At 42.2% G+C, this 13,164-nt stretch carries 19 protein-coding genes and 3 pseudogenes; 19 read left to right on the forward strand and 3 right to left on the reverse strand.

What is annotated here, in order from left to right:
* The 3 genes from D1841_RS06545 to D1841_RS06555 are packed head-to-tail and all read right to left on the reverse strand — an operon-like array spanning position 1 to position 1,808.
* Positions 1–705: a response regulator transcription factor gene (locus D1841_RS06545; protein WP_160641725.1), complete on the reverse strand. Its 705-nt coding sequence runs from the start codon at positions 703–705 to the stop codon at positions 1–3.
* 36 nt (positions 706–741) lie between these two features.
* On the reverse strand, positions 742–1,248 hold the full coding sequence (locus D1841_RS06550) for an N-acetyltransferase (RefSeq protein ID WP_160641726.1): 507 nt from the start codon (positions 1,246–1,248) through the stop codon (positions 742–744).
* Between the two features lie 50 nt (positions 1,249–1,298).
* Entirely contained in the window at positions 1,299–1,808 is a 510-nt protein-coding gene (locus tag D1841_RS06555; protein WP_160641727.1) for a GNAT family N-acetyltransferase, read from the reverse strand.
* Positions 1,809–1,978: 170 nt separating this feature from the next.
* Here D1841_RS06555 and D1841_RS06560 point away from each other — a divergent pair, with 170 nt between their 5' ends.
* The 19 genes and pseudogenes from D1841_RS06560 to D1841_RS06650 all read left to right on the forward strand — a co-directional run.
* Entirely contained in the window at positions 1,979–2,734 is a 756-nt protein-coding gene (locus tag D1841_RS06560) for an ABC transporter ATP-binding protein (protein ID WP_160641728.1), read from the forward strand.
* Positions 2,731–3,453: an ABC transporter permease gene (locus tag D1841_RS06565; protein ID WP_160641729.1), complete on the forward strand. Its 723-nt coding sequence runs from the start codon at positions 2,731–2,733 to the stop codon at positions 3,451–3,453. The genes D1841_RS06560 and D1841_RS06565 overlap by 4 nt, the downstream gene beginning before the upstream one ends.
* Entirely contained in the window at positions 3,450–4,220 is a 771-nt protein-coding gene (locus D1841_RS06570) for an ABC transporter permease (protein ID WP_160641730.1), read from the forward strand. Before D1841_RS06565 ends, D1841_RS06570 begins: the two co-directional genes overlap by 4 nt.
* Positions 4,221–4,225: 5 nt before the next feature.
* Positions 4,226–4,510: a hypothetical protein gene (locus D1841_RS06575; protein WP_160641731.1), complete on the forward strand. Its 285-nt coding sequence runs from the start codon at positions 4,226–4,228 to the stop codon at positions 4,508–4,510.
* A gap of 16 nt (positions 4,511–4,526) precedes the next feature.
* Positions 4,527–5,027: a hypothetical protein gene (locus D1841_RS06580; RefSeq protein ID WP_160641732.1), complete on the forward strand. Its 501-nt coding sequence runs from the start codon at positions 4,527–4,529 to the stop codon at positions 5,025–5,027.
* Between the two features lie 196 nt (positions 5,028–5,223).
* Complete coding sequence (locus D1841_RS06585) at positions 5,224–5,556, forward strand: response regulator (protein WP_371721530.1); 333 nt, start codon at positions 5,224–5,226, stop codon at positions 5,554–5,556.
* A 13-nt stretch (positions 5,557–5,569) separates the two neighbouring features.
* Positions 5,570–5,929, forward strand: coding sequence for a YccF domain-containing protein (locus D1841_RS06590; protein ID WP_160641733.1), 360 nt, complete (start codon positions 5,570–5,572; stop codon positions 5,927–5,929).
* A 35-nt stretch (positions 5,930–5,964) separates the two neighbouring features.
* Positions 5,965–6,699: a site-specific integrase gene (locus D1841_RS06595; RefSeq protein ID WP_160641734.1), complete on the forward strand. Its 735-nt coding sequence runs from the start codon at positions 5,965–5,967 to the stop codon at positions 6,697–6,699.
* A gap of 577 nt (positions 6,700–7,276) precedes the next feature.
* The gene (locus D1841_RS06600; RefSeq protein ID WP_160641735.1) at positions 7,277–8,197 is read left to right on the forward strand and encodes a zinc-ribbon domain-containing protein; all 921 of its coding nucleotides are present in this window, start codon (positions 7,277–7,279) and stop codon (positions 8,195–8,197) included.
* Positions 8,198–8,845 carry a hypothetical protein gene (locus D1841_RS06605; RefSeq protein ID WP_160641736.1) on the forward strand — a complete coding sequence of 216 codons (648 nt, stop codon included), beginning with the start codon at positions 8,198–8,200 and terminating at the stop codon, positions 8,843–8,845.
* A pseudogene (locus D1841_RS06610) lies at positions 8,749–8,949 on the forward strand (hypothetical protein); the annotation flags it as partial. The gene D1841_RS06605 and the pseudogene D1841_RS06610, both read left to right, overlap by 97 nt.
* A 92-nt stretch (positions 8,950–9,041) precedes the next feature.
* Positions 9,042–9,296 (forward strand): type II toxin-antitoxin system Phd/YefM family antitoxin, encoded by a 255-nt coding sequence (locus tag D1841_RS06615; RefSeq protein WP_160641737.1) that lies wholly within the window; start codon positions 9,042–9,044, stop codon positions 9,294–9,296.
* Positions 9,289–9,612 (forward strand): type II toxin-antitoxin system RelE/ParE family toxin, encoded by a 324-nt coding sequence (locus D1841_RS06620; protein WP_160641738.1) that lies wholly within the window; start codon positions 9,289–9,291, stop codon positions 9,610–9,612. The genes D1841_RS06615 and D1841_RS06620 overlap by 8 nt, the downstream gene beginning before the upstream one ends.
* 74 nt (positions 9,613–9,686) lie before the next feature.
* Positions 9,687–9,923, forward strand: a pseudogene (locus D1841_RS06625) (PrgI family protein); the annotation flags it as partial.
* Positions 9,922–10,314: pseudogene (locus D1841_RS06630) on the forward strand (CHAP domain-containing protein); the annotation flags it as partial. The pseudogenes D1841_RS06625 and D1841_RS06630, both read left to right, overlap by 2 nt.
* A gap of 120 nt (positions 10,315–10,434) precedes the next feature.
* Positions 10,435–10,623: a helix-turn-helix domain-containing protein gene (locus tag D1841_RS06635; RefSeq protein ID WP_160641739.1), complete on the forward strand. Its 189-nt coding sequence runs from the start codon at positions 10,435–10,437 to the stop codon at positions 10,621–10,623.
* A gap of 36 nt (positions 10,624–10,659) precedes the next feature.
* A complete protein-coding gene (locus D1841_RS06640) occupies positions 10,660–11,334 on the forward strand; it encodes a response regulator transcription factor (RefSeq protein ID WP_160641740.1) in 675 nt (224 codons plus the stop codon).
* On the forward strand, positions 11,315–12,682 hold the full coding sequence (locus tag D1841_RS06645) for a HAMP domain-containing sensor histidine kinase (protein ID WP_160641741.1): 1,368 nt from the start codon (positions 11,315–11,317) through the stop codon (positions 12,680–12,682). Before D1841_RS06640 ends, D1841_RS06645 begins: the two co-directional genes overlap by 20 nt.
* 147 nt (positions 12,683–12,829) lie before the next feature.
* Positions 12,830–13,164, forward strand: a 335-nt coding sequence (locus tag D1841_RS06650; RefSeq protein WP_347563953.1) for a hypothetical protein, incomplete at its 3' end; no start/stop codon positions are given.

A 13,164-nucleotide genomic window follows, 5' to 3' on the forward strand; every position in this document is an offset into this window, starting at 1 on the left:
CTATTTGCCCTCCACAATAAGTTTGTATCCAAGTCCCTTAACCGTCATTAAAGAAACAGGCTGGGAGGGATTTGCTTCAATTTTTTCCCGGATACGGCGGATATGTGCCATCAGAGAATTTTCATAGCCGAAAGGATTATCACCCCAAGCTGCTTCACACAGTGCGTCGATCGTAACAATTCTCCCGGCGTTCCGATATAAAGCTGCGAGTATGTCGTGTTCCTTTGCCGTAAGCGCAAGATGTTCTCCGTTCTTTATGACCTCTGCACGCTCAAAGTCGATTTCGCTGTCACGCAGTTTCACAAGGGGATTTTCAGCTTTGTAACTCCTGCGAAGAATGGCACTCACACGGAACAAAAGCTCTTTTGGCAAAAACGGCTTTACCATATAATCGTCTGCACCAAGTCCAAAGCCACGGAATTTATCGTCATCTTCGCCGCGGGCAGTTAAGAACAGCACCGGATAATCAGCCGTTTTTTTCAGCCGTTCCATCAGATTAAACCCATTTCCATCAGGGAGCATTACATCAAGAATCGCAAGTTCAGGCTGATAGGTTTCAGAAACCGTAACCGCTTCAACTACCGTTTTTGCCGTTTTGATATTTTGAAATCCGTCCTCGTTTAAGATAGACACGACCATATCCAAAAGCTCCTGCTCATCATCGACCAGCAAAATGCGTTTTTGTTTCAGGTAATCAAAATCCATAGGTCTGCCTCCTTTCAGGTCTGTTATATTGTTCCTTCATTCAAGTGTTTTCCCGTAATATTCTACATCAATTACCGTCCCATCCGGGTAATATTCCTTACCGGATTTAATATATTCGTTAAATCCATAGTGGATATATATATCTTTGTTCTTCTCGTCGGCAGGCTCTACGCCAAGGGTAGCTTTCGTAAATCCCTTATGCCGCAAATCGTCAATCATAAAATGAAATAATTTTGAAAAATACCCTTTTCCCTGAAATTTGTCAATCGTTCGGAATGCAGACAAGTATACTGTATGATCGCCAACTAAACCAGTGCTGTTTTGCACAACCTTGGGGTGAAGCATCGCAGTTGCTTCGCAAATAATGGTTTCCTCAAGTATCCCATAGTAAGGAATGATATAGCCCTGTTTATATTTTTCTATGTTCTGTTTCTTCCAAACAATCCAATTTTCTTTGTCTTTTCCGCTTTGGGCAATTTCATACTCCCATTTTATGTTCATTTCTTCGAGAGAAGCTATCTTACAAATAAGACATTCAATCATCTATTTTTCTCCATTTCAAATTATCGTTTATCGCTCTAAAAGCAGGAAAATTACAGTTTTAGGCTATATTGCAGGAGATTATAACGATGACCGTCTTTAACATCTATTTTAGCTTCCGAAGAAATGATTGAAAAGCCAAATGATTTTGCCAATCGATTAGAAGCTATGTTTTCATCTCTTGCCGAATAGATAAACTCTTTGGCATCAAATTGTTCTCTGCAATATTGAATCAAACCTTGAAGAATCTGTTTGCCAAATCCTCTTCCCACATAATCCCGTCCCAAACATATTCCGGCTTCCTGATATATGTAAGGTTCGATTTTCTCTACGCCGGCAAACCCAATCGCTTTACCGCTTGATTTTTCATAAATCAAATAGGTGTCATGCTCTTTTTGAAATGCAATCGTTTTTACGATTCTTATTTTAGCGGCTTCTTCGCTGGTGGTAATAGTCCACTCCATATATCTTGCACTTTCCGGCTGTGACCAGACATTGCGGTACATTTCTACCCAGTCAGAAAACTTTGCTTTATCTAAAATAAGGCTTTCTGTTTCAATCATGTTAAAGTGCCTCCGCATTTCTGTATATGTCCCTATTGTTTATTATACCATAGAAATGTGTCATTTTCTAATATGCGATGAAATGTAAGGTAAATGTAAGGACACGAGAAGGTTAGCACAAGGTCGAGCAGTTACAATGTACTTGCGATGATAAGAAAGGAGCAAACACAATGAATATCATTGAAACAAAAAATTTAACGAAATCATATGCAGATTTTACGGCGGTTTCGGGTATCGACCTGCATATTCCGAAAGGTGCTGTCTATGGCTTTCTCGGTCCGAACGGCGCCGGAAAGTCCACTACTATGAAAATGTTTTTGGGGCTTACCAAACCGACAAGCGGCTCGTTTACGATTGACGGAAAAAAGTATCCCGATAACAGGGTGCAAATTCTGAAAGAAATAGGCTCGTTTATTGAAGCTCCCGCTTTTTACGGAAACCTAAGCGGTGAAGAAAATCTCGAAATTATCCGTAAAATATTGGGACTTCCCAAATCCTCCGTAGCGGAAGCTCTTGAAATTGTGGGGCTGACGCAGTATAAGAAACGACTTGCCAAAAAATATTCGCTTGGAATGAAACAAAGGTTAGGTCTTGCAAGCGCTTTGATCGGAAAGCCGCCGATTCTGATTTTAGACGAGCCGACAAACGGACTTGATCCAGTCGGTATCCACGAAATCAGGACGCTGATTCGTTCTTTACCTGAGAAGTTTAATTGTACTGTTTTGGTATCGTCCCATTTGCTGTCCGAAATTGAACTGATGGCTGATACCATAGGTATATTGAATCACGGTCATTTGTTATTTGAGGGAACGCTCGACCAGCTTAAATTCAGCGCAGCGTCACAGGGCTATCCTACGGATAATCTGGAAGATACATTTCTTGCCCTGATAGACGCTGACAACGGACAAAGAGGTGGGGTACGATGAGCGTTTCTTTGGAATGTAAAAAAGCAAAACGAACTGGCTTTTTACCGGCGTTTTTCGGCGGTGGTATTTTAGCCGCAGTTGTTCCTGTTATCAATATGGCTGTCCGTTCGGAAATGTATCTTAATCTGCCGGGAAACCCAATACAAATTTTGCTTGACGCAAATTGGCAGATGATGACAATGCTGAATGTGCTGCTCGTTGTAGCCGGAGCTTGTCTTTTATATCATACTGAATACGCTGACAATGCCATGCAAAAAATGAACTCTTTGCCCATTAGAGAAAGTTCCATTTTCTTAGGCAAAACAGTTTTGACAATCTTTATGAGCCTTTTTGTGCTTGTAATAGAAGCAGGTGCAGTCACATTTTGTACCTATCATTGGTTTGAAATCGGAAATGGTTTTTTCGGTGAACTGTGCAAATACTTCGGGTATTCATTTTTGCTGATGTTACCCTGCATTATTCTGTCACTTCTTATTGCGGAAGCCTGCAAGAATATGTGGGTATCTCTTGGGATCGGCGTAGTATGCGTGTTTACCGCAACTATGTTACCGACAACGAACTTTGCCCTTTCGCTTTTCCCCTTTGCAATACCTTTTCAGGTATTTACGAGTAGCGATGTAACACAGTCCATGCATTATATCTATGCGGTAGCCGCAGAGCTTGTAGTTCTTGCCTTTGCAGAGCTTATATTTATAAAGGTGAGGAGGTCGTTTGAATGAGCTTTTTATCACTTGTTGGCGTGGAATTTAAGAAAATCAAACGCTCGAAGATACTACTGATTCTCTTTGTTGCGACAGTTATCTTATGGATACCGTCCATTTTGAATGCTCAAATGAATTTTGATATGCAGGCAGAGGGAATCTCGCCGGAAAACAATTTCTTTATTCAGGGCTTTATGGGAATGGCTTGGTTTATGTTCCCCGCAAGTATGGTAGTCGGGACAGTTCTTTTAAGCCAAACCGAACGGACGAATAAAGGGATTTTGAAAATGCTTGCCTTACCGATCAGCACAGCGAAACTCTGTATGGCAAAGTTCATTGTTCTACTTGCGCTGGCAGTTCTTCAAATCGGTATGGCAGTCGGTATGTATTATGTAGGCGCAGCAATAGCTTCCAGTACGCAGAACTATAATTTCATTTTGCAGCCGTTGTTTGTTTTTAAGGAGGCAGGCTTGATATTTGCTGCGGCAATTCCAATGCTTGCATTTTTCTGGCTTTTGTCGGTATGTATTCAGACGCCGATTTTTTCTATCGGTATCGGATTGGCTTCGATTGTGCCCTCTGTATTGATGATCAACACAAAAGCGTGGTTTGCTTATCCGATGTCGTATCCGTTCTTTGCGATAACGGCAGAATATGGAAAACTTGCAACAAATCTCGATACAGCACAAGTTGAACTAATACCGTGGATACCTGTTGCCATTGTTATAACAATCTTATGTTTAGGCATTTCCTGCACCCGGTTCGGGCAGGCTGAAAGGAGATAATTATTATGAAAAACAAGATTTTAACCGTTATCAGCACAATTATGCTTTTTGTACCGTGGACAATCTTACCGCTTCGGACTTTCGATTGGGCGTTAGAATCGCCCGTTGCTGAAATTATGATTTCCTGCTATGCAGCGTTTATGATTTTCAGCGGTGTGTTTACAATCATTTCTTATGTTAAGGCAAAAGCTCAAAATAATTTGATGAAAGTCTGCTTGGTTGTAAACAGCCTTTACGCCGTTGCGGGTGTCGCTGTATTTGGAATGATGGTTTTGCCGAAAATTATGTAAGGAGGTCGTGCGGACCATGAAAAGAGCAAAAGTATTTATTTCCCTGTTTTTAGTTTTATGCTTTACTGTTTCTTTTGTGGGTTGTAGTTCCAATCATGACAAAGGCAGCCTAAAAGATAATCTTATCGACGGTTGGGATAGTTGGATTCAGTCTTTCAGCAAATACGCATTGACAAAAGAAAAAGATTTGCAGGGTGAAAAGACAAAAGGCGTAGACGAATACACGGGGACTTATACTGCTACCTATGATGGGTTTAATGGAAAAGAATTTATCTTTGGCGGAACGGCTTTGGATCGTGAAAACGGTAATCATCTGCAAGTAACCTATAAGCTTACCATAGAGGATGGCAGTGCAGAATTGAATTGGATTGCAGGTAACGATGAATATTCGGTTGCGAATGTCAATTCAGAAGATACGAAAGAGTACACCATTTCATCCGGCGATAATTATATTGTTCTCAAAGGTGAAAATTTCAGCGGAAGCCTTGAACTGACGGTCAAAGATGCGGAAAACTAAGAAGTACAGAAAATTTGTAGCATATGCCGTAATGGGTATCGGCGGTATCCTTATAGGGATATTACTGATACCCACAGGCATTTTTGTAATACTTATTTATTGTATTTATAGAATTATGGATCGGATTGTTAGTTGGTGTGATAAATGCAAAAAAAAACTATGATTCAGTAGAAAGCGAGGTTTTATTCTGAAACGAATTTTACTTGTAGATGACGACGAAACAATCAGATATGCCTTATCGGAAACTTTGAAAAATGAATTTGAGGTTTTGGAAGCAGACGGCGTTAATGACGCATTGAAAAAGCTGGAAACGACTTCTGTTGATCTGATTTGTTCTGATTATAATATGCGGGATGGAACAGGCTTAGATTTACTGCATTCTTGCAAAGAAAGGAATATTTCTGTTCCATTTATGCTTATGTCTGCTTACGACTTCAATCAACTTTCAAAAAAAGCGGATTTGTACGGTATAACTTTTTGCGAAAAAACAGATTGTGAGTTTCTCGATAAAATCAGAGCTATGTTATAGGAAAGGAAAAGGAATGAGCTGTTTAGGAAACATAATATGGTTTTTATGCTGCGGTTTATGGCAAGGATTCTTTTGGAGCGTTGCGGGTATATTGTGGAGTATTACGATTATCGGAATTCCAATCGGACGCCAATGTTTCAAATTTGCCGCCCTTGCATTTTTTCCATTCGGAAAGGAAATCAAATATGGTGGAAGTCCCGTGTCTATGGTTGCTAATATATTTTGGATAATTTTGAGCGGTATTCCTTTGGCGTTGTCCTCTTTGCTCAATGGGGTATTGCTGTGTTGTACGATTATCGGTATTCCCTTCGGTCGTCAATGTTTTAAGTTTGTGAAGTTGGCTTTAGCACCGTTTGGTGCAACTGTTAATTGAACTGTCATATCCGGCTCAATCCTTCCGATGGCGTAATGGCGGAAATCAAGAAGAGCCACGCTTGGGAAAAGCCAAAACGCCACGCACTTACAGAACGGCAGCAGGAGTTATTTGTAAATTTTACGGCTCAGTCTCACCAATATAGCCATTGGCTTCCGCTAATAACGACAATGTTGGGAACGGGCTGTCGCATAGGTGAAATTCTTGGCTTGCGCTGGGAGGACTGCGATTTTGAGCAGAATATTATTAGCGTAAACCATACATTGATTTACCGCAAATTTACAGACGAGCCTTGCCATTATGCAGTTACTACGCCAAAGACGAAAGCGGGAGAACGGATTATCCCTATGCTTGCAGATGTAAAGGACGCATTGAAAACGGAATATAAGCAGCAGATTGAGGACGGTTTTAACGAGAGCGTAATCGACGGGTATTCCGGGTTTATATTCAAATCCCGATATAATACGGTCTTATCCCCACACGGCGTAAACAGGGTGCTTGACCGTATTATTAAAGCGTATAACACGCAGGAGGAACAGACGGCAAAAAGAGAGAGAAGAAAACCGGAATTGCTTCCGCACTTTAGCTGCCATAATCTCCGCCATACTTTTTGCACTCGCTTCTGTGAGAATGAGACGAATCTGAAAGTCATTCAGGAGATTATGGGACACGCCGATATTACAACGACGATGGACATATATAATGAAGCGACCAAGGAAAAGAAAATGGAATCCTTTGCTGGGCTTGAAGGAAAAATCAAGATAAGATAAACAGAAGGAGCTTGCCGCAGTAGGCAGGCTCCTTGATTTTTGTGAAAAAATATGCTATACTATACAAGAAATCAGACGGTACGGCGTGTGTGTTGCAGTCATAACCGAGATGTGCTTCATTGCTGGACAATGTAAACACCCCCGGATTTTTACGACAGATTTTACGACAAACCAAATCAGAATACGATGATTTATGAAAGGTTATGCAGAACAATGAAGCCGATTTGGATAAACAAAGTCAGGGAAAAGCAGGATAAATCAGGGGGTATCATTCCTCCCCCGGAAATCCCGACAATGAAGTCATTACCGAACAACAAGGATTAAAAACCCAGTGTTTATGCGGGTTTGCGGACACGAAAAATCGAGAAGCCCTACATCTTTACATCAAACTTACATCAAATGGTGCGTAGATTTGTGCAGAGATGAAAAAATCGCATAATTTTGTATTTAAGACCTTGAGAGGACAACACCTTTCAAGGTCTTTTTTGTGTTGTACGATGTATCCGGTCGCAAACTACAAGTTTTCTTTGATTCCCAATACAATGTAATTGCAAAGGAGGTCGAGGATTGATTATGAATGGTTACTCCGTTTGCGAATCGGAAAGTATGGTGGAAATGCAGCAAGGGACATGAATGGCACACGCTTATTTCCACCCGTTCCGGCGGCAGCAAATGTCCCTATTGCAGCGGAATAATCCTGCTGAAAGGCTTTAATGATTTTGCGACTACCCAGCCGCAGCTTGCAGAGGAATGGTCAGACCGCAATCTTCCGCTTACACCGGATATGATAAATGAAAAATCCCGTAAAAATCTATGGTGGAAATGTGAGACTTGCGGTCACGAATGGAAATCGGTTGTCTATGCCCGGATAAAAGGAACAGTCTGCCCGGTATGCGCTGATCGTGCTGTGCTTCCCGGCTATAATGATTTAGAGACAACAGACGCACATCTGCTTGATGAATGGGACTATGAGAAAAACAAAGACATTACTCCTGCTGCGGTTTCAAGAAATTCAATGAAAAGCGTATGGTGGAAATGCTCTCTCGGTCATTCGTGGAAAGCAAAGATTTATGAGCGTACCGTAGAAGAAAAGGGCTGTCCGATATGTGAGCAGGAATATCGCAGCGTATTTCCACAGTTAGCGGTAAGCTATTATGCCGGGAAAAAGGGATTGCAAGTGCGTCTTAATACGGATACGGAAATCGGACTCCCTCTTGAAACCTACATTGTAAATGAGGGACTGGCGATTGAATCGAAAAACTTATCAGAGGAAAAGGAACGGCTGAAAGCCTATATATGCCGTAAGCAGGGCATAAAACTTCTGAAGATTCCCTACAAGGCAAACGAGGGAGAAATTGAATATATCCGTAAAATAAAGAAAGCCTATCAGAGCGTACATATCTTTATAGCTTCCGATGATGAGAAGGACGCAGCTATTATCAGAAAGCGGTTTCAGGAATGGAGAAAGCAAATATATCAGTCTACGGAGGTGGAGTAAATGAAAGAAGCAAAATATCATCTGTATCTTAATGACAGCGAATACAGCAGGCGGGTGAAAGAATCCGTCAGGTCAGCCGGTAAGAAGTCTATCAAGACAACCCAGCGAGCTACCGCAAAAACGGCTAAGAAATCCGTCAAGACCGCAGAGCGGACAGCGAAAACAACGGTCAAGACTACGAAGGAAGCTGCGAAAGCAACGGAGCGGGAGGCTAAGGTAGCCGCCAAGTCTGCCCAGAAAGCGGCTCAGGCTGCAAAAGCTGCGGCAAAGGCTGCTGCCGAGGGGCTGAAAGCTGCTATCAAGGTGACGATTGCAGCGATAAAAGCAATCATTGCGGCGACGAAAGCGCTGATAACTGCCATTGCAGCCGGTGGATGGGTGGCTGTCATCGTGATTGTGATTATCTGTCTGGTGGGACTTGTGGCAAGCTCTATTTTCGGAATCTTCTTTTCGGGAGAGGACTCAGGCACAGGTATGACGATGCAGACTGCTGTGCAGGAAATCAATGCGGACTATGATGCCCGACTTGAAGCCGAGAAAAATGCTGTATTGTCTGCTTGGAGGGCGCTGTCATTGTTTTGGCGTGTATCATCTTTTCACTCTTTGCCGCTTCGCCGCCCGTTGTCAATCCTGATGCTGTGGCGGTAACACAGGTGTGGGCATATATCGGAGAGCTGCTCTTTAATATGCTTGTGCTTGTCGGCAGCGTGAAAATGAGCGACAGGATTATCCGTGAGATGATGGGGCTTTGATTGTGACATTTTTGCAAATTTTAGAGACGCTGTTGCATTTTACGATGAATTAGGGTATAATAATTACAGCAGATTTGAAAGGAGCGAATGTTATGCCAAATATAAAGCCTGTGTCTGATTTGAGAAACTATACGGAGGTACTGCGGGACATTGCGGTTGGAGAGCCTGTATTCCTGACAAAAAACGGCAGGGGCAGATATGCCATTGTCGATATGGAGGAATACGAAAAAACAAAGGCTGTGATTAAGCTGATGGGCGAGCTTTCCAAAGGAGAACAGTCCGCAAAGGAAAAAGGCTGGACGGATATTGCCGATGTTGAGAAAATGTTAGGTATTGCCAATGGCTGAGATAAAATTTTCACCGGAAGCAATCACAGACTTACAGCAGACAAAAGCATATATCACAGAGGAGCTTTGCAATGAGCAGGCGGCAGTAGCTACGCTTGCCAAGATTACAAAGAGAATCCGGCAGCTTTCTGACTTTCCTGAAATCGGCGCTCCACTTTCCTCTATCGTGGACTTTGAAACGGACTACCGATTTTTGGTCTGCGGCAATTATACGGCGTTCTACCGAATCGAAAATCAGACAGTAAATATTATCCGTGTGCTTTACGGACGGAGAAACTTTATGCAAATCCTGTTCGGAGAGCCGAGCGACAACTAAATACAACTCAAAAGAAACGAATCGTCATCTGAAAAGGGTGGCGATTTTTTTATGCCAATAGAAAGGAGCTTTTCATGGAAGTAAAAATTAACCGTGAAATCAGAAATTACACGGAAGCGATGTTTTTCGGACTGTCTCTCAGGCAGTTCATTTTTTCTGTCTGTGCCTGTGCGGTGGCAGTAGGATTATATTTCCTGCTGAAACCCTATGTCGGCACGGAAACCGTATCGTGGATGTGCATTTTGGGAGCCGCCCCGTTTGCGGCTCTCGGCTTTATCAAATACAACGGAATGACCGCAGAGAAATTCATCTCAGGTCGGTAATATGGGTGGAGAACCGTACTGGAGTTGGTACGGCTTTAACTCCCGTGTGGAATGGTGCGCTTGTTTTGTGTCGTGGTGCGCTAACGAGTGCGGGTATATTGATACTGGGGTTATACCCAAATTTGCAGGCTGCGTCAATGGCGCACAATGGTTTAAGGACAGAGGACAATGGCAGGACGGATCTGCCGAACCAGTTCCCGGCATGATTATTTTCTTTGATTGGGAAGGTGACGGTGAAACCGATCATGTGGGAATTGTGGAAAAAGTCGAAAACGGAACAGTCTATACCGTAGAAGGCAATTCCGGCGATAGCTGCCGTGTGAATCAATATTCTGTGGGACATTATCAGATTTACGGGTATGGTGTGCCGCAGTATTAAAAGTAGCCGCCTGAAAAGGCGGCTGGTACATAGAAATCACGAAAAATTCAAATTCGCACACTTGATATAGTTCGTTTAAACGTTCTATAATAAATACAGTACGATTTTAGGAGGTCAGTTATGTTTGAATATATGACGGCACAGGAAGTCGCTGAAAAGTGGAATGTATCACTTAGATGGGTGCAACGGTTATGCAAAGAAAATCGTATTGAGGGTGTTTTGAATATTAATCGAGTATGGCTGATTCCTAAAGATGCCAAAAAGCCTGCTGATAAGCGAAGAAAATCAGAAAAACTAATCAAAAACTAACCAAGCCTTAGTATAATCAGATTGGAGGTTTAAGATATGCCAAAGACAATACTGATTATTGAAGATGAAATCGCAATACAAAACATCTTAGCCGAGCCGCTTAGAACCTGCGGTTATGAAGTTGTAACCGCTTCGGATGGTCTGGAGGGTATCAATGCTTTTCATTCCCACCACATAGATCTTGTCCTTTTGGATATTATGCTGCCGAAAATCAATGGATATGCTGTTTGCGAAATGATACGACAAGAAGCCCAGACTCCTATTATCCTTTTGACTGCCCTTGATACAGAGGACGACCAGATAAAGGGGTTTGATTTGTTGGCAGATGACTATATTACGAAGCCATTTTCGATTAAATTGGTACTAAAGCGTGTGGAAGCATTATTTAGAAGAACGGAAACAGCGGATATGGATACAGACACCATTCGATACAAAGAACTTCAGATAAGTGCCAAGCAAAGGCAAGTTCTTGTAGCAGGTGCAGAGGTCATTCTTACGCAATCCGAGTTTGATATTTTACTCTTGTTCCTTAAAAATCAAGGACGAGTATTCACAAGAGATGAGCTGCTCAACCTTGTGTGGGGATATGAATTTATCGGCGAGGAAAAAAGTGTCAACTTCCACATTATGAATTTGCGAAAAAAGTTAGGCGTGGATTACATAGAAACTGTCAGAGGGGTGGGATACAAAATTGCGAAAGAAAATCAGTAACTCACTAAGTGCAAAAGTGTTCCTGTGGGTCTTTACCGCATTGACCTTGTGTAGCATTTTGATATACGGCATTGTCCTTATATTCGTGCCACAAAGTTATCAGCTCACAGGCAGCAAACAATTTGAAACCAATGCGGGAGCGTTGTTCTCTGCTCTGGAAAACAAAAGCTATGAGGAAGGGACGACGCTGATTACAAATTTCTGCATTGAGAACAACGCCGTGGCGATGTTAGGAAACGAAAAGAACAGCGTTACTTTCGGGGACTTTGAAACCATTGCTGATGACCTGTCAACGGCACAGACCTATACAACTGATGTGACCTTTGCAGAAGATAAAGCAAGCTATACGCTTTCTGTTATTTCTCTTTCCAAAACGGCAAGTGAACTGTTCAGTCTGCTGCTCCGCTTTATTCCGTTAGTATTGACGGTCATTCTGCTTCTATCTGCCCTAAGTGCTTTGATTTGCAGCCGAGTGATTGTTGTACCGATTGCAAAAATCAGTCAGATTTCCAAGCGAATGACCAAGCTTGATATGACTTGGAGATGTGATACAGACAGAGGGGACGAAATCGGCGTACTTTCTTCCAGTCTGAATACAATGGCGGCAAGGCTGCAAAGTACAATGGAAGAATTGGAAACGGCAAATCAGCAGCTAACCAAAGATGTTAAGAAATTTCAAAGGTTGGAGGAACAGCATAGGAATTTCTTTGCTGCTGTTTCCCACGAGCTGAAAACACCGTTGACTATTTTGAAAGGTCAGCTTGAGAATATGATATTAGGTTTTGGAGATTACCAGAACCACGACAAATATCTGCCGCAGGCACTAAAATCCGCCGAGGACATTGAATACTTAGTGAAAGAGATACTATCTATTACCAAAATGGAAACAATGAACATCGGCAGCTCTTTGGAAACACTTTCTTTAGCTGATATGGTAAGTAAAGTAGTTATAGAGTTGCAGCCTTTGGCGACTGAAAAAGACATTGCTATTTTTCAGAATATCTCCGAAGATATAAGTGTGTCAGTCAATCGCAATCTATTCGGTAAGGCGTTATCCAACATCATTGGCAACGCCATCCGTCACTCTAAAGCAGATGCTAAGGTTTATGCAGATTATGACACGGATACGCACATTTTGGTTGTAGAAAATACAGGCGTATTTTTAGACGAGGATAATTTGGAAAATATGTTTACGCCGTTTTATAGGGCGGACAAATCCCGCAGCAAAGCCACAGGCGGAAGCGGTCTGGGTTTATACATTGTAAAGACTATTCTTGACCTACACGGAATGGAATACAAAATCACGAATACCGACAAGGGTGTTGCGTTCTATCTGAAATTAAATTAAGCCATCTTCTAAAGAAGCCGTCAGTTATCTGGCGGCTCCTTTGCATCTCTAAAAACGAGTGAAACGCATACCAAATGCTAACCAAAAACTAATCAAAAACTAATCAAAAAAAGATATGATTGTCAGCAGAAAGGAGATGTTGCCTAAATGGATTATAAAAAGCGGGCAGGTCTGTATCTGCTCCGCAAAAAAGGAAATGCCATCAGTATCTTTCTGCTCATTATGGTCATTTCGACCTTTCTCATGTCCTGTTTTTCGCTCCTTACCGCATCCGAGAAGTTAGCGAGTGACATCCGAGGAGCTTTAGGAGCTGCTTTTTATCTAAGGGCGAGTACAGGCGTTGTATCAGACGAGAATGGCGAAATGACTGTTATGGAAAATCATATCCGTATTACTGACAATGAGATAAAGTACAGTTTACAAGGGACTACACAAGGTAACGGTCTGACGGGCGCTGATATGCCCGTCAGATTTTCCATGTG

It is taken from the genome of Neglectibacter sp. X4 (genome assembly GCF_009917365.1).
GTDB lineage: Bacteria > Bacillota > Clostridia > Oscillospirales > Acutalibacteraceae > Acutalibacter.

Excerpts from the sequence above, each read along its gene's own strand:
- D1841_RS06560 (WP_160641728.1), top strand. The coding sequence starts at position 1,979 with ATGAATATCATTGAAACAAAAAATTTAACGAAATCATATGCAGATTTT.
- D1841_RS06635 (WP_160641739.1), top strand. The coding sequence starts at position 10,435 with ATGTTTGAATATATGACGGCACAGGAAGTCGCTGAAAAGTGGAATGTA.
- D1841_RS06570 (WP_160641730.1), top strand. The coding sequence starts at position 3,450 with ATGAGCTTTTTATCACTTGTTGGCGTGGAATTTAAGAAAATCAAACGC.
- D1841_RS06545 (WP_160641725.1), bottom strand. The coding sequence starts at position 705 with ATGGATTTTGATTACCTGAAACAAAAACGCATTTTGCTGGTCGATGAT.
- D1841_RS06595 (WP_160641734.1), top strand. The coding sequence starts at position 5,965 with ATGGCGGAAATCAAGAAGAGCCACGCTTGGGAAAAGCCAAAACGCCAC.
- D1841_RS06565 (WP_160641729.1), top strand. The coding sequence starts at position 2,731 with ATGAGCGTTTCTTTGGAATGTAAAAAAGCAAAACGAACTGGCTTTTTA.
- D1841_RS06605 (WP_160641736.1), top strand. The coding sequence starts at position 8,198 with ATGAAAGAAGCAAAATATCATCTGTATCTTAATGACAGCGAATACAGC.
- D1841_RS06600 (WP_160641735.1), top strand. The coding sequence starts at position 7,277 with ATGGTTACTCCGTTTGCGAATCGGAAAGTATGGTGGAAATGCAGCAAG.
- D1841_RS06550 (WP_160641726.1), bottom strand. The coding sequence starts at position 1,248 with ATGATTGAATGTCTTATTTGTAAGATAGCTTCTCTCGAAGAAATGAAC.
- D1841_RS06580 (WP_160641732.1), top strand. The coding sequence starts at position 4,527 with ATGAAAAGAGCAAAAGTATTTATTTCCCTGTTTTTAGTTTTATGCTTT.
- D1841_RS06620 (WP_160641738.1), top strand. The coding sequence starts at position 9,289 with ATGGCTGAGATAAAATTTTCACCGGAAGCAATCACAGACTTACAGCAG.
- D1841_RS06590 (WP_160641733.1), top strand. The coding sequence starts at position 5,570 with ATGAGCTGTTTAGGAAACATAATATGGTTTTTATGCTGCGGTTTATGG.
- D1841_RS06575 (WP_160641731.1), top strand. The coding sequence starts at position 4,226 with ATGAAAAACAAGATTTTAACCGTTATCAGCACAATTATGCTTTTTGTA.
- D1841_RS06615 (WP_160641737.1), top strand. The coding sequence starts at position 9,042 with ATGCCAAATATAAAGCCTGTGTCTGATTTGAGAAACTATACGGAGGTA.
- D1841_RS06640 (WP_160641740.1), top strand. The coding sequence starts at position 10,660 with ATGCCAAAGACAATACTGATTATTGAAGATGAAATCGCAATACAAAAC.
- D1841_RS06555 (WP_160641727.1), bottom strand. The coding sequence starts at position 1,808 with ATGATTGAAACAGAAAGCCTTATTTTAGATAAAGCAAAGTTTTCTGAC.